This window comes from Sorangium sp. KYC3313 (genome assembly GCF_052075895.1).
In the GTDB taxonomy this organism is placed as follows: Bacteria; Myxococcota_A; Polyangia; order Polyangiales; family Polyangiaceae; genus Sorangium; species Sorangium cellulosum_B.
In genome coordinates this window covers 6,684,907-6,703,079 of record NZ_CP197255.1, presented here as the reverse complement: position 1 = coordinate 6,703,079, position 18,173 = coordinate 6,684,907, and the positions used below count along the sequence as shown (strand labels likewise).

The 18,173-nt window shown below is 69.9% G+C and carries 15 protein-coding genes; 12 read left to right on the top strand and 3 right to left on the bottom strand.

Features of this window, described 5'->3' with window-relative positions:
* Positions 1–191: 191 nt before the first annotated feature.
* Both ACSRUE_RS26100 and ACSRUE_RS26095 read right to left on the bottom strand, forming a co-directional pair.
* A complete protein-coding gene (locus ACSRUE_RS26100) occupies positions 192–2,603 on the bottom strand; it encodes a GH116 family glycosyl hydrolase (protein WP_441285953.1) in 2,412 nt (803 codons plus the stop codon).
* Positions 2,604–2,879: 276 nt separating this feature from the next.
* Entirely contained in the window at positions 2,880–3,863 is a 984-nt protein-coding gene (locus ACSRUE_RS26095) for a hypothetical protein (RefSeq protein ID WP_441285952.1), read from the bottom strand.
* A gap of 310 nt (positions 3,864–4,173) precedes the next feature.
* Here ACSRUE_RS26095 and ACSRUE_RS26090 point away from each other — a divergent pair, with 310 nt between their 5' ends.
* From ACSRUE_RS26090 to ACSRUE_RS26070, 5 genes are all read left to right on the top strand, one after another.
* Positions 4,174–5,274, top strand: a complete 1,101-nt coding sequence (locus tag ACSRUE_RS26090) for an ABC transporter permease (protein ID WP_441285951.1) — start codon at positions 4,174–4,176, stop codon at positions 5,272–5,274.
* Positions 5,274–6,203 (top strand): ABC transporter permease, encoded by a 930-nt coding sequence (locus ACSRUE_RS26085; RefSeq protein ID WP_441293131.1) that lies wholly within the window; start codon positions 5,274–5,276, stop codon positions 6,201–6,203. The genes ACSRUE_RS26090 and ACSRUE_RS26085 overlap by 1 nt, the downstream gene beginning before the upstream one ends.
* Before the next feature lie 117 nt (positions 6,204–6,320).
* Complete coding sequence (gene biuH, locus ACSRUE_RS26080; RefSeq protein ID WP_441285950.1) at positions 6,321–7,016, top strand: biuret amidohydrolase; 696 nt, start codon at positions 6,321–6,323, stop codon at positions 7,014–7,016.
* Positions 7,017–7,018: 2 nt separating this feature from the next.
* Complete coding sequence (locus ACSRUE_RS26075; protein WP_441293130.1) at positions 7,019–8,608, top strand: ABC transporter ATP-binding protein; 1,590 nt, start codon at positions 7,019–7,021, stop codon at positions 8,606–8,608.
* Entirely contained in the window at positions 8,605–9,279 is a 675-nt protein-coding gene (locus ACSRUE_RS26070) for a cysteine hydrolase family protein (protein WP_441285949.1), read from the top strand. Before ACSRUE_RS26075 ends, ACSRUE_RS26070 begins: the two co-directional genes overlap by 4 nt.
* 194 nt (positions 9,280–9,473) lie before the next feature.
* Here ACSRUE_RS26070 and ACSRUE_RS26065 read toward each other — a convergent pair whose 3' ends face one another.
* The gene (locus tag ACSRUE_RS26065; protein WP_441293129.1) at positions 9,474–10,532 is read right to left on the bottom strand and encodes a BMP family ABC transporter substrate-binding protein; all 1,059 of its coding nucleotides are present in this window, start codon (positions 10,530–10,532) and stop codon (positions 9,474–9,476) included.
* A 310-nt stretch (positions 10,533–10,842) separates the two neighbouring features.
* Between ACSRUE_RS26065 and ACSRUE_RS26060 the strand changes: the two genes are divergently transcribed.
* The 7 genes from ACSRUE_RS26060 to ACSRUE_RS26030 all read left to right on the top strand — a co-directional run bounded on the left by ACSRUE_RS26060 (position 10,843) and on the right by ACSRUE_RS26030 (position 18,171).
* Complete coding sequence (locus tag ACSRUE_RS26060) at positions 10,843–11,154, top strand: cupin domain-containing protein (RefSeq protein ID WP_437766899.1); 312 nt, start codon at positions 10,843–10,845, stop codon at positions 11,152–11,154.
* Between the two features lie 258 nt (positions 11,155–11,412).
* Complete coding sequence (locus ACSRUE_RS26055) at positions 11,413–12,303, top strand: hypothetical protein (RefSeq protein ID WP_437766898.1); 891 nt, start codon at positions 11,413–11,415, stop codon at positions 12,301–12,303.
* Between the two features lie 260 nt (positions 12,304–12,563).
* On the top strand, positions 12,564–13,634 hold the full coding sequence (locus tag ACSRUE_RS26050) for an ABC transporter ATP-binding protein (protein WP_441285948.1): 1,071 nt from the start codon (positions 12,564–12,566) through the stop codon (positions 13,632–13,634).
* Positions 13,631–14,356: an ABC transporter permease gene (locus tag ACSRUE_RS26045; RefSeq protein WP_441285947.1), complete on the top strand. Its 726-nt coding sequence runs from the start codon at positions 13,631–13,633 to the stop codon at positions 14,354–14,356. Before ACSRUE_RS26050 ends, ACSRUE_RS26045 begins: the two co-directional genes overlap by 4 nt.
* Positions 14,353–16,338, top strand: coding sequence for a Gldg family protein (locus ACSRUE_RS26040; protein WP_441285946.1), 1,986 nt, complete (start codon positions 14,353–14,355; stop codon positions 16,336–16,338). Before ACSRUE_RS26045 ends, ACSRUE_RS26040 begins: the two co-directional genes overlap by 4 nt.
* The gene (locus ACSRUE_RS26035) at positions 16,335–17,378 is read left to right on the top strand and encodes a DUF4340 domain-containing protein (RefSeq protein WP_441285945.1); all 1,044 of its coding nucleotides are present in this window, start codon (positions 16,335–16,337) and stop codon (positions 17,376–17,378) included. The genes ACSRUE_RS26040 and ACSRUE_RS26035 overlap by 4 nt, the downstream gene beginning before the upstream one ends.
* Positions 17,379–17,541: 163 nt before the next feature.
* Positions 17,542–18,171 (top strand): hypothetical protein, encoded by a 630-nt coding sequence (locus tag ACSRUE_RS26030; protein ID WP_441285944.1) that lies wholly within the window; start codon positions 17,542–17,544, stop codon positions 18,169–18,171.
* Positions 18,172–18,173: the final 2 nt, after the last annotated feature.

Here is an 18,173-nt window from a genome sequence, read left to right as displayed (position 1 = left end):
ACTCAGCAATGGGGATGCCGCGGGCGCAAGAGGCGAGCCGCGGCGGAATCCGGGCGGGTGATGTGGCAGACAAGACACACCCGACGAGCGCCGGTGACGCGCGGGCGCCCGGGCTCCGGCCGCGACCGCCGCCGCTCCATGGGCGGCGGCGCCGGGAGCGACGTCGTGTTCGCGAGGGCGATATCGCGTGTCTACGGCGCGATGTCGTACGCGTGCTTCGCCGCCCACAGCGTCGTGGCCCGCATGTAGTAGGGCGCGCGGATGCTGCCGTTGCCCTCCCATGCCTCCGGCGTGCGGAACCACAGGCCGTCGGTCTTCCAGATCGTGTCGACCAGGCTCGCGCCGATCTCGCCGGCCTGCGCGGCGAGCCCCTCCTGGATCATGCCGGCCACCACGCCCCAGGACGTGCCCACCCAGCACTCCCGCGTCTGGTTGCTCGTCCCGTCGACCGAGCCACTGGCGGTCATGACGTTGACGACGCCGCGGGTCCCGCCGTCGAACCGCTTGAAGTTGTTCTCGTAGATCTTGGTGAACGCCGACACGGCGTGGCTCGGGTCGACGATCGGCGGCAGCCCGAGGGCGCGCGCGTACCACTGGCCAGCGAGCTGGTCCGACATGATCCGGCTCGTGTCCCGGCTCCCCGTGTCGATCTTGTAATACGCCCCCGTCCAGAGCTTCGACTCGAAGCCGCCCTTGGCCTGATCGAACCATGTCTGGTAGGTGCCCGCGAGCGAGGTATCACCGACCGCGGTCGCCAGCTCCTTCGCGGCCTCGCTGGCGGCGAGGAAGAGGCCCCCGCAGTACGCGGTGTTGCCGTGAAGATCCATGTCGTCGTACGTCTGATCGATGCCGTTGCTCTCCGGCAGCCCGTCCCCGTCGCCGTCCTGGCCCTTCACCTTCTGCATCGCCATCTTCACGGCGGGCCAGCAGTAATCGAGGAACTCCTTGTCGGTCTTCCCGGTGAGCGCCCAGTCGCGATAGACCATCAGGACCAGCTTGGAGTTGAGATCCTTCCAGTTGGTCGAGTCGCGGTACGTGTACGCGTTCCACTTGCGGAAGACAGTGTCGGTGTCTCCGAAATCGTGCGCGGTGGTCCCGAGCGGGCGCGGCCTGTCGGAGCGCGTGGTCGTCACGCTGTCGCAGAACTGCCGCACCTCCTGCTTGTCGATGTCCGGCCAGAGCGAGAACAGGGCCCATGAACCGTAAAAGCGCACGTCCGAGGTCCCGTAGAACGGGTAGATGTACGACTCGAGGCTGGTGAACATGTCCTCGTCCGGGTCGTCCGGCTGGCCGGACGCCGCGCCGGCCTCCCAGTACGTGCCCGCGATGGCGTAGTAGTAGAGCTCGTTGAACAGAGCGCCCTTGAGCCACTCCGGGTACTTCGGATCGTCGAGCACGCTCGCCTGCCAGTCCTGGATCGCCCAGAGCCACGGCTCGTGCTCGGCGAGCGCCTCCGCCGCGATCGTCCACGAGGCGTTCCCCGTCCGCCCGAAGTGGCGCGTGTACGCGCGGTACCACCTGTCCCCCGAGCCCGCCTGCGTGACCGGGATATCCCACGCGAGCACGATCGGCACAGTGACGCTCTTCCCCGGCTCCACCGTGGCCTTGAACGCGATCGCCCCGAGCGCGTGCCCTCCCGTCGTGTTGGCGAGCGCGCCGTCGTTGGCGAGCTCGCTCTGCAGGGCGGCGACGCTGTCGGCGGACTGGTACGAGACGACCACGCCCGGCGCGTTCCGGCTGGCGAGCGTGAACTCCCCGTGCCCCTCGGAGCTCGCCGCCCCTCCGCCGCGCGTGAGGACCAGGCCGACGTCGTCGCCGGAGGTCTGCACCATGGCGCCATTGCCGCCGTGATCGTTCTTCCAGGTCAGCATCACGGCGACGTCGCAAGGCGCGCCGGTCGGATTCGTGATCTCCCACCGATAGACGCCGACCGGATAGCTGGTCTTCTTGTAGTCGCCCGGGATGATGGGGCTGTATTGTTCGACCTTCGCTTTGCAGGGGAATGCCGCGCCGTGGTAATCGACCCACGAGCGTGGAAAGAGCGAGGAGTACGTCGCCTGCCCCTGGCCCAGGCCGTCCTTGTCGAGTCGCTTCGTCTGCGCGTCGCCCCCTTCGGCCTTCTGGTACATGAAGAAGCCCGCGTTGCTGTCGACGTTCTGGTCATTGCTCCCGATATCGAGGCGCCCCTTGTAGAACCTGCCGTCGAACCGCCAGGTGATCGTCCCGGCCCCGAAGCCGCCGATGGGCGCGCCGTCCTCGTAGACGCCGTCCGTGATACCCCTGCTCCACGCCTGAGCCGGGATGGAGATCGGCTCGCCCGGCACGTGCGCCGGCGGGCCGCCGCCTTCGCTGCCGCCGGAGCCGACCGCGGGTGGCGCGCCGCCGGTGCCCGCCCCTGACGACGAGCTGCTCGCAGGGCCCTGGCTTGCTCCGGCTCCTGCTCCTGCTCCTGTTCCGGCACCGGCGCCGCCAGGCCCCGATCCGCCGTCCGACGAGGACGCGCTCGAGCCACCTCCACCGCACGACGCGGCTGTCGCCACGACGAGGACGGCACCGGCAGCGACGACACCCAGAGAGCGTAGCGGGACACGGGGCAATGTCATGACGGCGAGCATATGCAGATCGTGCGCACACGTCACCGTACCAATGGCAATGCATTTACTTCGTTACCGCTGAAACATTCCGCTGTTTCCGAGGCGAAACATGAATTCGCGCGTCGCTGTTCACCCGGGCGGCCTTAACGCGATGCGAAATCTCCAGCACATCTTCCACGACGCGCACGACTCGAGCGCGCGAGCGCGCGAGCGCGCGAACGAGATCGATGCGTTCCTCATCTCATTGCCAGGCTCGCTCCGCAGCGCGCGGCCGAGGAGCGGCGCTCATGGCCAGGTCGCCTTGACCGCATTGATCCAGGTGTCCGCGAGGCGGAAGGCGGGATCTTGCTCGATGTGCACGAAGCGTCCGCTGCAGCTCGTGGCGGAGCGACCACAGACCTGGCTCGCCGAGACGAAGTTGAGGAGCCTGCCTTGAACGTTGGTCGTCGCGTTCAGCGAACAATCGCTGCTGCCGGGGACGCCGACCCGCCAGGTGGGCTGGCTGGCCAGCAAGTTGCGCTTGAGCTCCAGTATCTTGTCACCCGAGACGGGGGCGACATCCATGCCGTGCGAGGCGAACACGTCCTCCGCGCACGTATCTCTCGCCATGCCATGCCACTGAATGCCCCACCAGGGCCTCGCTCCATAAAAGGCCGCGAGCTCCAGGTACGTCGCGTGAAACGCGTTCGCCACGTTGTGAGCCACGTCCGAGACCATGGTCGAGCTCTGGCAAACGCTGTCCGTGAAGCTCGCATCGCGGTGAGCGCCGGCCATCAGGAAGCTGCGGGATCTCGTCGCCTTGAAGAGGCTGACGGCCTGGATCTCCGTCTCCAGGTCCGCTGTGGCATGCGGCGCCGAATGAGCGAGCTCTCGCTCCGCGGCCGCGTCCACGATGAACGTGCCCAGCCCGAGATCGACGGTTCCGTCGCTGTTCCGATCGCCGACCTCCATGAGCACACAGTATCTTCGTCCATTGTTGACGTCGCGGAGGAGCCGGATCCGCGCAGAAGACGACAGGCTGGACGGCAGCACGAGCTTGCAGCTGCCGCCCATCATGGTGCGAACGACGCTCCGCCACGCGGCCAGCTGCGTCGAGCTCGGGGTGACGAAGATGCCTGAGTCCCTGCCGGGCATCTGATCGCGAATGCACGTCACGAGCGCCTCCAGGGTCGCGCTCGACGAGCAGGTCAGCTCCGCCGAAGCCGCGGGGCGGGACGCCGCGAGGACACCGGCGCCGAGCAGGAACAAGATCGTTCGTTCGAACCGCATGACAGCGTTACCTCCAGTCAGGGGTTTGCGGACGGCGAGTGCAAGGCGGAGACCGCCGCGCTGTGCGAACCGTTCGCGGTCGCCGCGGCCACCACATCGCAGCGCTATCGCCACATCGCAGCGCGGCCACCACACCACGGCGTCACTCGACCCGGTGAGCCCCCAGGGTGTCGCACGTCATGACAACGGCGCGTCGCTCGCAGGCCGGAGCGGGTCGTCCCGGCGCGAGGCGCCCGCCCTGTCCGTCCTGTCACGACAAGCAAGCTCCCCGAAAACCGGTGGAAATAATGGAGGCCTTATCCTCGGCAGCGTGAAAGTCATCTCGCACGGGCTGCTCGGGCGTGAGACGACCGAAGCGATCGCCATCCCCCTCGGGGCCCTCGCGGCCTCGCTCCTCGTGTTCGGCGCGTTCGTGGCCGCCCAGGGGGTGAACCCCTTGAGCGTCTATCACGACATGGTCCGCGGCGCCTTCGGCACGTGGTTCTCGCTCCAGAACACCCTCCTTCGGGCCGCGCCGCTCATGCTGACCGCGCTCTGCACGGCGCTGCCGGCGCGCCTCGGCCTGATCGTCATCGGCGGCGAGGGCGCGCTCGCCATGGGCGGGCTCTCGGCCGCGTCGGCGGCGCTGGCCGCACGGGCGTGGGGCGCGCCGCCCGCCGCCGTGCTCGCCGCGATGCTCGTCTCCGGGCTCGCCGCCGGGGCGCTCTGGATCGGCCTCGCCGGCGCGCTGCGCGTCTACCGCGGCGTGAGCGAGACGATCAGCAGCCTCCTCCTCAACTACATCGGGATCGCGATCCTGAACCACCTCGTCGAGGGCGCGCTGCGCGACCCGGCGAGCCTCAACAAGCCCTCGACCGCCTCCATCGGCGCCGAGAACGCGCTCGGGAGCCTGCCCGGCCTCGAGGTCCACTGGGGCCTCGCCTACGGGGTGCTCGCCTGCGCGCTCTGTTATGTGCTGATGCACCGGACGACGTTCGGCTTCGGCGCGGCGATGAGCGGCGGCAACGTCCGCGCGGCGCTCCTCGCCGGACTGCCGGTCAAGCGCCTCGTCGTGCTCACCTGCGCGCTCGCCGGAGCGTGCGCCGGGCTCGCCGGCATGGTGGAGGTCGCGGCGGTCCACGGCCGGGCCAACGCCTCGCTGATCAGCGGCTATGGCTACACCGGCATCCTCGTCGCGTTCATCGCGCGCCACAACCCGCTCGCGATCATGCCGGTCGCCCTCCTGCTCGGCGGCATCGGCGCGAGCGGCGGCCTGCTGCAGCGGACGGCGCGGCTCCCCGACGCGACGGTGAGCGTGCTCCAGGGGATCCTGTTCATCGCGATCCTCGCCAGCGAGACGCTTTACGGCCGTTCCCTCATTGCCCGCGAGCCCAAGGTCCGTCAGGCGGCTCCGGCGCCCTCGGTGGCATGATGAACGACGCAGCTGCGCTCGGTCTCTGGGGCATCCCCCTCGCGGTCGCCGCCGGGGCCATCCGCATCAGCACGCCATTTCTCTTCGTGAGCCTCGGCGAGTGCCTCACCGAGAAGAGCGGCCGCGTGAACCTCGGCCTGGAGGGCACGCTCGTCATGGGCGCGATGGGAGGTTATGGCGTCTCGTACCTCACCGGCTCTGCCTGGCTCGGCGTGCTCGCCGCCGGCGCCATCGGCGCCGCCCTCGGTGCGCTGCACGCGTGGCTGTGCTCGAAGCCGCGCGTCAACGACATCGCCGTCGGCATCGCGCTCATGCTCTTCGGCGTCGGCCTCGCCTTCTTCCTCGGCAAGCCGCTCATCCAGCCGACGGCGCCCCGCCTGCCCGCGATATCGCTCGGCTTCTTCAGCGATCTCCCCCAGGTCCGCTCCGCGCTCCAGGTGAACGCGCTCTTCCTCATCGGGGCCGCGCTCGCCCCGCTCCTGCGCTGGGCGCTCGACCGCACCCGCTTCGGGCTCGTGCTCCGCACCGTGGGCGAGAGCGCCGACAGCGCCCGCGCGATGGGGGTCGACGTGAACCTGGTCCGGCGGCGCGCGACCATGGCCGGCGGCTTCCTCGCCGGCGTCGGCGGCTCGTTCCTCTCGCTCTTCTACCCTGGCAGCTGGAACGAGGGGCTCTCGAGCGGACAGGGGCTCATGGCCGTCGCCCTCGTCATCTTCGCGCGCTGGAACCCGGTGCGCTGCCTCTTCGCTTCGCTGCTCTTCGGTGGCGCGAGCGCCCTCGGGCCGGCGCTCCAGTCCGTGGGGATCACCTGGGGATACCACCTCTTCAACGCCGCGCCGTACCTCGTGACGCTGGCCATCATGATCGCCGCGAGCTCCGCGACCCAGACCCTGCGCGATCAGCCCGCCGAGCTCGCGCTCGCGCGTTGATAGCGCGCGCCGGACGAACCGCGTGAACCGTAACAGACGAGCGAAAGGAGCGAGCCCCGCGAGACGAGCGAAACGCACGAGACGAGCGAAACGCTGAATGACAGGAGGACTCGACCCATGCCCTACGTGGCCGCTGATCCCTACGCCTGGCCTTACAACGGCGCGCTCCGCCCCGAGACGACGGCCCTGATCGTCATCGACATGCAGACCGACTTCTGCGGGAAGGGCGGGTACATCGACCTGCTCGGCTACGACATCTCCCTGACGCGGGCGTGCATCGCGCCGATCCAGCGCACGCTCGCGGAGCTGCGCCGCCGCGGCTATCACGTCCTGCACACGCGCGAGGGGCACCGGCCGGACCTCTCCGATCTCCCGGCGAACAAGCGGTGGCGCTCCCGCCGGACCGACGGCGGGCGCGGCACGGGCGTGGGCATCGGCGATCCCGGGCCGTGCGGGCGGGTGCTCGTCCGCGGAGAGCCCGGGTGGGAGATCCTCCCGGAGCTCGCGCCCCTGCCCGGCGAGCCGATCATCGACAAGCCGGGCAAGGGCTCGTTCTGCGCGACGGATCTCGATCTCATCCTCCGCCAGCGCCGCATCGAGAACCTGATCCTCGCGGGGATCACGACGGACGTCTGCGTGCACACCACCATGCGCGAGGCGAACGACCGCGGGTACGAGTGCCTGCTGCTCTCCGACTGCTGCGCGGCCACGGATCCTGGCAACCACGCCGCCGCGCTGAAGATGATCAAGATGCAGAACGGCGTGTTCGGCGCGGTCTCGACCTCCGCCGCGCTGCTGGAGGCGCTCCCGTGACCATGGACCCGCGCGTCTTCTCCAGCCCCGCGGCGAGGCCGCCCCGCGCCGCCGCCCGGGAGCACGGCCCCGCCACGCCGCCGCCGGCGCTCTCCGCCGCGGGGCTCACGAAGCGGTTCGGGCCGCTGCTCGCGCTCGACGACGTCTCGCTGCGCCTCGCGCCCGGGAGCTTCCACGCGCTCCTCGGCGAGAACGGCGCCGGCAAGAGCACGCTGGTCAAGTGCATCATGGGCTATCACCAGGCCGACGCCGGCGAGGTGAGGGTCGGCGACGCGGCCCTGTCCATCAGGAGCCCGCGCGACGCCCAGGCGCTGGGGATCGGCATGGTCTACCAGCACTTCACCCTCGTGATGAACATGACGGTCGCCGAGAACCTCGTGCTCGCGCGCGCGTCGCTCCCCCTCGTGATCGACTGGCGCAGGGAGCGCGAGGCGATCCGCGCGTTCATGGAGCGCATGCCCTTCCGGCTCGATCCGGAGCGGACCGTCCGCGCGCTCGCCGCGGGCGAGAAGCAGAAGCTCGAGATCCTGAAGCAGCTCTACCTCGGCAGCAGGATCGTCATCCTCGACGAGCCGACCTCGGTCCTCACGCCCGGGGAGGCCGACGAGGTGCTCGGGATGCTCCGGTGCATGGCCGACGAGCAGCGGATCAGCGTGCTCATGATCTCGCACAAGTTCCGCGAGGTGACGGCGTTCGCCGACGAGGTCACGGTGCTGCGGCGCGGCCGGGTCGCCGGCCGGGGCAAGGTCAAGGACCTCACGCCGGCGGCGATGGCCGAGATGATGGTCGGCGCGCAGCCGGCGCAGGTCTCCGCGGCGCGCGGCGACGCGCCCGCCGGCGAGCCGATCCTGCGCATCGAGGGGCTCGCCGCGAGCGACGATCGCGGGCGGCCGGCGCTCGACGGCGTGACGCTCACGGTCCGTCGCGGCGAGATCGTCGGCATCGCCGGCGTCTCCGGCAACGGGCAGGAGGAGCTCGTCGAGGTGCTCGCCGGGCAGCGGCCCGCGCGGGCAGGCAACGTGCTCGTCCATGGCGAGCCGTACGGCGCCGGGCGCGCGCAGATCCAGCGGCACCGGGTGCGGTGCCTGCCCGAGGAGCCGCTGCGCAACGCCTGCGTCCCCGCGATGTCGGTCGCCGAGAACATCGGGTTCCGCGTCTTCGACAGGCCGCCCTTCACGAGGCTCCGCTGGGGCGTGAGCCGCACGGCCCTGAGGCGGTCGGCCGAGCGCCTCGCCGCGGAGTACGCCGTCAAGGCGCCCTCGGTCGACGCCCCGATAGGCAAGCTCTCCGGCGGCAACGTGCAGCGCGCCGTCCTCGCGCGCGAGCTCGGCATGGACGAGGACATCGAGCTCCTCGTCGCCGCAAACCCCTGCTTCGGGCTCGACTTCGCGGCCGTGGCCGAGATCCGCGCCCGCATCCTGAAGGCGCGCGACCGCGGGACCGCCGTCCTGCTCGTGAGCGCGGATCTCGACGAGATCTTCGCCATGGCCGACCGTGTCCTCGTGATGAGCGAAGGCCGCATCGTCCACGAGTCGCCGATCGCTTCGGCCGACGTCGCGGAGATCGGCCGCGCGATGGCGGGGCACCGATGACGGCGCGGCCTCTAGAGATCGCGGCGAGGCCGTACCCCTTCCGCGCCGCCGATCGGGACGCCGTGGCGCTGCTCGTCATCGACATGCAGCGCGACTTCCTCGACCCCGGCGGCTTCGGCGCGGCGCTCGGGAACGACGTCGAGCGGCTCCAGCGCATCGTGCCGACGGTCCGGCGCGTGCTCGACGCGTTCCGCGACCACGGCCTGCCCATCATCCACACGAAGGAGGGTCACAGGCTGGATCTCTCGGACTGCCCCCCCGCGAAGCGGGGCCGGGGCGCTCCTGGGATGCGCATCGGCGATGTCGGGCCGATGGGGCGCATCCTGGTCTTTGGCGAGCCGGGCAACGACTTCGTGCCCGAGCTCGCGCCGGCGCCCGGGGAGCTCATCGTACCGAAGCCCGGAAAAGGCGCCTTTTACCGGACGGGCCTCGACGCCAGGCTGGCGGCGCTCGGCGTTTCCCACCTGATCATCGCCGGCGTGACCACCGAGGTCTGCGTCCAGACCACGATGCGCGAGGCGAACGATCGCGGCTACGAGTGCCTGTTGATCGAGGACGCCACCGAGAGCTATTTCCCCGAGTTCAAGGCGGCGACGCTGGAGATGGTCCGCGCCCAGGGCGCGATCGTCGGCTGGACCGCCCCCGCCGCCGCCGTCCTCGAAGCGCTCTGATCGACGCCCATTCCAGAGCGGTGGTCACCCGAAGCGGGCGGCCACTGCTCTAGGGCGAGAAACGGGTTGAAACTGCCTGGGAAGCGCAGAATTTCGAACCGCCAAGACACCAAGGACGCCAAGAAGAGAATCTTAGCTTGGCGTCCTTGGCGTCTTGGCGGTTTGTCTCTCGCTTGATCAACGTGATCGCTCTTCTAGCGGGTGGAGCCGATGGCGCCCGCTACGAGGTAGTCCATGCTCTCGAGCGCGATGTCGGTCTGCCGCTGCGCGACCGAATCGGCGATCACCACCTTGCCCTCATTGTTCATGATGGGCCCCTGGAAGATGGTGAGCGTGCCCTCCGTGAGCTTCGCCTTCGCCTCCTCGGCCTTCTTCTTCGCCTCCTCGGAGACGGCGGGGCCATAGGGTGAGATCTTGATGTACCCCTCCGCGAAGCCGCCGCGCAGGAGGTGCGGATACGGCTTCCCCTCGCGGATGAACGTCATGTAGTCGGTGTAGACCTTGGACCAGTTCCACTCGGCGCCGGTCAGGTACCCCTTCGGGGCGAGCGTCGCCTGGTTCGTGTGGTAGCCGGTGCTGAACGCGCCGCGCCGCTCCGCGAGCTCGATGATCACCTTCGGCGAGTCCACGTGGGCTGTCAGGACGTCGACGCCCTGATCGATGAGGCTGTTGGCCGCCTCCGCCTCCTTGACGGGCATCGACCAGTCGCCGGTGAAGATCACGGCCGTCGTCACGCTCGGGTTCACGCTCCGGGCGCCCAGCGTGAAGGCGTTGATGTTGCGGAGCACCTGCGGGATCGGCTTCGCCGCGATGAACCCGAGCTTGCCGCTCTTCGTCGTCATCCCCGCGACGATGCCGGACACGTACTCGGCTTCGTCGATGTAACCGAAATAGCTGCCGACGTTGCTCGGGTGCTTCGACCCGTCGTAGAGGCCGCCGCAATGGAGGAAGATCTTGTCCGGGAACTTCTCCGCCACCTTGAGGATGTGCGGATCGAAGTAGCCGAAGGACGTCGGAAAGATCACCGTCGCGCCATCGAGGTTGATCATGCTCTCTAGCGTCTTCTGCACGGCGACCGTCTCGGGGACGTTCTCCTCCTCACGGGTCTTCACGCCGGCCAGCTTGGCGAGCGCGGCGGCCCCCTCGGCGTGCGCCTGGTTGTAGCCGTAGTCGTCCCTGGGGCCGACGTAGATGAAGCCCACCGTGAGCGGCTGATCGCTCGACCCCTCCTTGCTGCAGCCGGCCGATGGCAGGAGCGAGAACGAGAGGAGCAGTGGGCGGAAGACGGCGAGGAAGCGCTGCCCGCGCGGCGCATCGGCCGAAGGGAACAGAGGATTTCTCGAGGTGCTCTTCACGCTCTCAATGTGTACGCGACTCCTCATTTCTGGAACTTTTCCCACGCGTGAATTTTTCGCGCGTCGATTGATACCTGTTGAGTGCGCACGGCGCGCCGTGGCATGGTTCCATCAACACTGGAGATTCGCGATGACATCTACCATTCCAGCATCTGCGCGAGATTCGATGCCTGTGCAGTTGCCGTTCATCATTGCGAATGTGGCGGCCATGATCGCTCAACCGGAGTCGGTCCCCTGGCGGCGCTTCCGGGACGGCGTCGATATTCACCGCCTCCACGGCAACGTCGAGGCGGGCGCCTCGGCAGCGCTCCTGCGCTACGCGCCGGGCGCATCCGTGCCGCAGCACGTCCATCGCGGCCATGAGCACATCCTCGTGCTCGCGGGATCGCAGTCGGACGAGCGCGGGCACCACCGCGCCGGTACGCTCGTGGTGAACATCCCGGGCAGCCGCCACAGCGTCTCGAGCGCCGAGGGCTGCATCGTCCTCGCGATCTGGGAGCAACCCGTCGTCTTCATCTGATCGGACGGGGCTCGCGGGCGCCGGCCCTTCGTCTGGACATCCAGGCCGCTCATCTGGACATCCAGACCCCTCATCTGGACATCCAGGCCGCTCATCTGGACATCCAGGCCGCTCATCTGGACATCCAGGCCGCTCATCTGGACATCCAGGCCGCTCATCTGGACATCCTACCTCCGCCCACGCAGCGTGCCCCCGGCGCTCGCTTTCTCGGGGCACAGAGGTTCAGGTACGCTGCGCTTTGCCGTAGGCTGGACGCTCATGGATCCACGCGGGAAATCGCTCCCTCCGGGGCCGCTCGTCACGGACGAGGACATCCGGGAAGAGCTCCGGCGGCTGTTCGACGCCGGTCCCGACTCGGGGCTCGTCATCCGGGTCTACGGCGAGTCGGGCGAGGGGGCGGCCGCGGCGGACGCGTTCCGCGAGATGTTCGCGTCGCTGCGCATGTACGAGGGGAAGCCGCAGGACCAGCCGCTGGAGATCCTCGTCGACGCGCCGAGCAAGGCGCACATCGCGCGCGCGCTGTCCGTGCTCGGCCACAAGCAGCACCAGAAGCGGATCCTCGATCACATCCTCACCACCTTCGGGCGCCGGCTGATCGACCCGCTCGCCGAGATCCTCGACACGACCCCGACCGGCTCGGTCACGGCGCGGCTGACCATGCTGCGGGACATCTTCCTCGCGCACGTCGCGGATCTGCGGATGACGCCGGAGTCGCAGCAGATCCTCTCGAGCGACCTGCGCAAGCTCCTGAGCGACGACTACCTGGCGATGGTGGCGGAGAACGAGGAGCGCGTGCAGCGCCCGCGCGTGGCGAGGCTCGCGCAGCAGATCCTCCGGCTCGTCGGCTCCACGTTCCACAACGCGCTCAAGCGGTGGCCGGCGCACGCCGAGCAGATCGCCTCGTCGATCGCGCGGCGGAGCCCGAAGAAGGTCCGCCTGAGCGAGGTGCCGAAGCTCATCCGCGGCCAGATCACCGACGGCATCGAAGAGTTCCTGTGGATCGAGACGAGCGCGGACATCGAGGGCGCGCTGCGCCCGATGCTCGCCGAGCACCAGGACGTGATGCCCGTGACGCAGGCGACGCTCGACCGATCGACGTACCGCGAGTTCGCGGACGCCTGCTGGGCGATCATCGCCGAGCACTGCTGACGGCGGGGCGAGCGCGGCCGGATCGACGATCCCACCGCGCTGCAGGCTGAGATCCATCACGTCCTGGTCGCTTCGCTCACCGCTTCACCGAGTGTCCCGCTCGATGCGTCTGGAGGGAGAGCCCCCCGCGCGCGCCGCGTCGGGAATGATTTCCGCCTCCCGCTGTTGTAAGGGGCCGCTGGCGCCTGGGCCGCCGCGCTCTGCGGTGTCCGAATCGCCGGCGCGGAGAGCTTCTTCCCTTCGCGGAGGGGTGCACGGCCGTGATCGAAATCAGCGACCTATACAAGTACTACGGCGACCGGAAGGCCATCGGGCCCCTGTCGTTCTCGATCGAGGCGGGAGAGATCGTCGGTCTGCTCGGCCTGAACGGCGCGGGCAAGACGACGACGCTCAGGATCCTCGCCTGCGATCTGCTCCCGTCCGCGGGCCGTGTCCTCGTGGACGGACTGGATGTCGTCGACCACCCCCACGAGGTGCGGTCCCGCATCGGATACCTCCCCGACAGGCCGCCGCTCTACGACGAGATGAGCGTGCGCGCCTTCCTCCACTTCGCGGCGCGCCTTCGCGGCGTCGACGCCGGCGCGGCCGACGCGCGGGTGGCCGAGGCGCTCGCGGTGACGCAGCTCGACGACGTGGCGGCGGATCCCATCAGCTCGCTGTCCCACGGCTTCAAGCAGCGCGTCGGCATCGCGCAGGCGATCGTGCACAAGCCGCGGCTGCTCGTCCTGGACGAGCCGATCAGCGGCCTGGATCCCGTGCAGATCGTCGAGATGCGCGCCCTGCTCCGGAGCCTGCGCGGCAAGCACACCATCCTGCTCTCCAGCCACATCCTCTCCGAGATCAGCGAGACGTGCGATCGCATCCTCGTGATCCGGGACGGCGCGATCGGCGCGCAGGGGACCGAGCAGGAGCTCTCGGCCAAGCTGCTCCACGGCGTCCGGATCGAGCTCACGGTGCGCGGCCCCGCGGCCGGGGGCGCGAGCCGCGGCGAGGCGGCGGGGGCACTCGACATCGCGCGCGCGGTCGAGGGTGTCACGTCCGTCGAGCAGCTCACCACGACCGAGCCGGGGAGCGACGTCGTGAGCTTCGCGGTCGAGGCCGACCGCGACGTGCGCGCGGCGCTGTGCGCCGAGCTCGTGCAGGCGGGCATCGGCATCCTCGAGGTGAAGCGGAGCGAGCGCGAGCTCGAGTCGGTGTTCCTGCGGCTCGCCACGCGCAGAGCGCCCGGGGCGAAGGACAGGTCCGCCGCGGCCGGCAGCGCGAGCGCCGGCGGCGACGCAAGGAAGGCCCCTGCGGAGGAGCAGGCGGAGGAAGGCGAGGGCGAGACATGAGAGGGACATTGCTCGTCGCGCGGCGGGAGCTGTCCGCGTACCTGAGATCACCGCTCGGGTACGTCGTCGCTGCCGCTGCGCTGCTCATCGACGGCATCTACTTCCAGGTCGCGGCGCTCGGCTCGGGCGCGCGGCTGTCGGCGGAGGTGCTGCTCAAGTTCTTCGACGGCACGGCGTTCATCACGATGGTCGCGGCGCTCATCCTCTCGATGCGGCTCATCGCCGGCGAGCGCGAGAGCGGGACGCTCATCCTGCTCAAGACCGCGCCCGTGCGCGACGGCGAGATCATCGCCGGCAAGTTCCTCGCCGCGCTCGCGCTGGTCTCGTTGATGACGGCGATCACGATCTACATGCCGCTGCTCATCTTCGTGAACGGCAAGGTGTCCGTCGGGCACATCCTGGTCGGCTACTCCGGGGTGCTGCTGCTCGGCGCCGCGTCGCTCGCGATCGGGCTCTTCGCCTCGACGCTCGCGGTGAGCCAGGTCATCGCGGTCATCCTCGGGGCGGCGATCATCGGCACGCTCGGCTTCCTGTTCCTCGTCGCCCGCGTGACGGAGCCGCCGCTCAACGACTTCGTGAGCGCGCTGAACCTCTACCCGCTCAACCAGAAGCCGTTCCTGAACGGCGTGCTCCGGCTGGAGAACGTCGTGTACTACGTCGCGGTCGCGTACTTCTTCCTGCTCGCCGCGACCCACACCCTGAAGGCGCGGAGGTGGCGGTGAACGACAAGCAAGCTCAGGCCGACGGGGCCGAGATCCGCGGCGAGGGAGCGGGCTCCGCGCCCCCGCCGGACGCCGGGCGAGGGGCCCCGCCGGCCGGCGATCCGGCGCCCGCCGCGCCGCGCGAGGCGCCCGCGCTCCGCGCCGGGGGCTGGATGGTCCCGGCGTACGCGGGCGCGCTCCTCGCCCTCTTCCTCGGCGAGCGCGTGGTGCCCACGATCGAGTGGCTCCGCTATGCCCTCTCGGGGCTCGGGTTCTTGACCCTGGTCCTCGTCACCGCGCTGCGCTTCGCGACCGCGGTGCGCGAGACGGGCGAGCGCCGCGCGGTCGAGCGCGCGCTCGCGATCCTGTCGGCGCTCGGCGTCGTCGCGGTGGCGGCCTACTTCACCACGACCGACGCGGGGCAGGCCACGCTCGGCGTCTCGCGCGCCGCGCCCGAGCTGCGCGGGCGCATCGACGCGGCCACGACGGTCACCTGGGTCGCGCTGCTCGTCATGGCGACGGTGCCGCTGTTCTTCGGCGAGGCGGCGCTCGCGCCGATGCGGCGCGCCGAGCGCATCGAGGGCCGGCGGGTGCGCGCCGCGACGCTCTCGGGCCTGACGCTCGGGTTCGCCGCGGTCTACTCGGCGCTCTTCGTGTTCGCCGCGAGCCAGCTCGATCTCAAGGTGGACTTCTCGTACTACCGCACCGCCCGCCCGGGCGACTCCACGAAGCGCGTCGCCGAGAGCCTGACCGCGCCGCTCAAGATCACGGCCTTCTACCCGCAGCAGAACGAGGTCGGCGCCGAGGTGGAGGGCTACCTGCGCGAGGTGAAGGCGGCGTCGCCGCAGATCACCGTGGAGGTGCAGGATCGCCTGCTCGTCCCCGCGCTCGCCAAGGAGGCGAAGGTCACGCAGGACGGCGTCATCGTGCTCTCGCGCGACGGCTCGCGCGAGACGCTCACCGTCGGCTCCGACATCAAGAGCGCGGGCGCCAAGCTGAAGAGCCTCGACGCCGACTTCCAGAAGGTGCTGCTCAAGGTGATCCGGCCGCAGCGCACCGCCTACCTGACGGTCGGCCACGGCGAGCTGAACGAGTCTGCCAGCGCCCCCGAGGGGCGGACGGCCAAGAACCTCCGCAAGCTGCTCGAGTCCCAGAACTACGTCGTCAAGGACCTCGGGCTCGCCCAGGGGCTCGGCAGCGAGATCCCGAAGGACGCGAGCGTCGTCATCGTGCTCGGCCCGCAGAAGGCGTTCCTCCCGGAGGAGGTCGCGGCGCTCAAGCGGCACGCCGACGAGGGCGGGCACCTCCTGCTCGCGCTCGATCCGGACGCCAAGATCGATCTGGATCCGCTCGCCGGCGCCGTCGGGCTCACGTGGAAGCCCGAGGTCCTGGCGAACGATCGGGTGTACGTGCGGCGGCGCTACAACGACTCGGACCAGGCGATGCTGGTCACGACGCGGTACTCCTCGCACGCCTCGGTGTCGACGCTGAGCCGCCACGCGCAGCAGGCGCCGACGATCTTCCCGGGGGCGTCGTCGCTCGACAAGCGCGAGGGCGATGGCCTGAAGATCGACTTCGTCGTCCGCTCGCTGGGCGAGACGTTCGCCGACGCGAACGGCAACTTCAAGTTCGACGCCGACGGCGAGAAGCGCAGCGCCTACAACCTCGCGGCGGCGGTCTCGAAGGAGCTCGCGCATGGCGGGGACGACAAGGAGAAGAAGGAGCTGCGCGCGTTCGTGGTCGCCGACGCCGACGTGTTCAGCGACGCGGCGTTCAGGAACGAACCCAACATCGTGCTCGCGCTCGACGCGCTCCGGTGGCTCGGCGGCGAGGAGAGCTACGCCGGGGAGATCACGACGAGCGAGGACGTCCGGATCGAGCACACGAAGGAGAAGGACCAGGTGTGGTTCTGGGCCACGATCCTCGTGGCGCCGGCCATGGTGCTGGGTCTCGGGCTCTTCATCACGCGCCGCGGGCGGCGCGCGAGCGGGAGGCGCGCATGAGGTTGGAACGCAGCTTTTTCGTGCACCTCGGCCTTCTTGTGGCCGCGGCCTTGTTCGCGGTCCTCGTCTGGACGCGCGACGAGAAGGCGGCCGCGCTCTCGGTCGCGGACGTGACCGTCTGGGCCGGCCGCGCCGACGACGTCGAGCGCATCGCCTTCGAGGGGAAATCGAAGACGGTCGTGCTCGAGGCGAAGAAGGACAAGGAGGGCCGCTACTTCGTCGGCACGGCGGAGCGCAAGACGACGCCCCCGGCCGAGAAGCCGAAGGACCCGCACAACCCCGACGACGGGGCGCAGGACGACGAGCCGCCCGCGGAGCCCGAGCCGACGATCAAGACGACGACGTTCGTCTCGGTGGCCGCCGGCAACAAGCTCGCCGAGGCGATCGCGCCGCTGAAGGCGCTGCGCTCGATCGGCCGCATCGCGGACGATCGCGCGGCCGAGTTCGGGCTGGCCGAGCCCGAGGGCACGCTCACCGTCAAGCTGCGCGGCGCCGAGCGAAAGCTGGTCCTCGGCGGCGCGACGCCCGGCGGCGCGGACCGGTACGCGCGCGACGAGGCCACCGGCGAGGTGTACGCCATCAAGGGCGACATCTACCGCGATCTCGACACCGCCGAGTCGCGGCTCCTGGAGCGGGATCTGCACGAGTGGAAGGACGTCGATCTCGCCCGGGCGCGCGTCATCGCCGGGGACAAGCGCCGCGAAGTCGTGCGCGGCGGCGACCAGGGCAAGAAGTTCTGGGCCGATCCGGCGAGCCCCGAGCAGAACGACGAGACGGTCGGCAACTGGATGAGCAAGCTCGACCGCCTCCGTCCCACCGAGTACGTGGCCGTTGCCCCGGAGCAGAAGGAGGTCGTGGTGCGGATCGAGTACACCGGCAGCTCTGGCGACATCGGCTTCGCCGAGCTCGTGAAGGGGCCCCCCGGGGCGAGCGGCAAGCCCGACTATTTCCTGGTCACGGAGCGCACCCGCCTTTACGGCAAGGTGCCGGTAGGCGTCGCGGAGCAGGTCGAACAGGACGTCGGCGCCGTCGTCAAGTAGCCCTTGCGCCTCGCGACCGCGCCGGAGCAGCCGCCCGGCGCGGTCGGCCTTCCGTTCGGCGCCGGCCGCGCCCTTCGGCGCAAGCTGTCTCCCCCCAAGTCGCTCTTTACTTGCCGTACCGGGTCCGGTCCTGCAACGCTCGGGCGCAATGTTCTTCCGACGATTGCCTACCCTAGCGCTGGGCGCTGCGGCGGCGCTCGCCGCGGCGTGTAGCTCGCCGCCTCCACCGCAACCCGTTGCGCCGCCGCCGACCGTGACGGCGGCGCCACCGCCACCGCCTCCCCCTGCTCCGAAGCCCTGCAAGGCGCTCGATGAGCAGTGCCAGGCAGAGGCGTCGACCCGGGCGAAGATCGCCCAGAGCTCGCTCGTGTTCACGCCCGCGAAGGGCTGGACCTACGCCCAGGCGGAGAGCGCCACGATCGCGCAGGCCGCGGACGAGGGCCCGGCCTTCGCGACGGCGCAGATCGACGCGGGCGAGGGCAAGCAGGCGATCGAGAAGCGCGACGCCGCGCTCGAGGCGCTGGCGCGCGAGATCGACGTGACCTTGCCGAAGAAGAAGGTGAACTGGAAGAAGCCCGACGACATCAAGGACGTCGCCGGGCGGAAGATCGGCCTGTGGCAGAGGGAGGGCGCGACCCGCGGCGCCAGGAAGGGCCCGCTGCTGATCTTCGGCGACACCGGGAAGGACGGGGAGATCGTGCTGGGGCTCGGCTTCGTCCCCGAGGACGACAGCTCCGGCGCCGACGAGACCATCCTGCAATCGATCGAGTCGATCTCGGTCGCGGCGGAGTGATC

What these genes read in the sequence shown, in the direction of transcription:
- ACSRUE_RS26060 (WP_437766899.1), top strand. Translation starts at nt 10,843, where the DNA reads ATGATCGCTCAACCGGAGTCGGTCCCCTGGCGGCGCTTCCGGGACGGC.
- ACSRUE_RS26095 (WP_441285952.1), bottom strand. Translation starts at nt 3,863, where the DNA reads ATGCGGTTCGAACGAACGATCTTGTTCCTGCTCGGCGCCGGTGTCCTC.
- ACSRUE_RS26055 (WP_437766898.1), top strand. Translation starts at nt 11,413, where the DNA reads ATGGATCCACGCGGGAAATCGCTCCCTCCGGGGCCGCTCGTCACGGAC.
- biuH (WP_441285950.1), top strand. Translation starts at nt 6,321, where the DNA reads ATGCCCTACGTGGCCGCTGATCCCTACGCCTGGCCTTACAACGGCGCG.
- ACSRUE_RS26045 (WP_441285947.1), top strand. Translation starts at nt 13,631, where the DNA reads ATGAGAGGGACATTGCTCGTCGCGCGGCGGGAGCTGTCCGCGTACCTG.
- ACSRUE_RS26070 (WP_441285949.1), top strand. Translation starts at nt 8,605, where the DNA reads ATGACGGCGCGGCCTCTAGAGATCGCGGCGAGGCCGTACCCCTTCCGC.
- ACSRUE_RS26075 (WP_441293130.1), top strand. Translation starts at nt 7,019, where the DNA reads ATGGACCCGCGCGTCTTCTCCAGCCCCGCGGCGAGGCCGCCCCGCGCC.
- ACSRUE_RS26085 (WP_441293131.1), top strand. Translation starts at nt 5,274, where the DNA reads ATGAACGACGCAGCTGCGCTCGGTCTCTGGGGCATCCCCCTCGCGGTC.
- ACSRUE_RS26035 (WP_441285945.1), top strand. Translation starts at nt 16,335, where the DNA reads ATGAGGTTGGAACGCAGCTTTTTCGTGCACCTCGGCCTTCTTGTGGCC.
- ACSRUE_RS26100 (WP_441285953.1), bottom strand. Translation starts at nt 2,603, where the DNA reads ATGACATTGCCCCGTGTCCCGCTACGCTCTCTGGGTGTCGTCGCTGCC.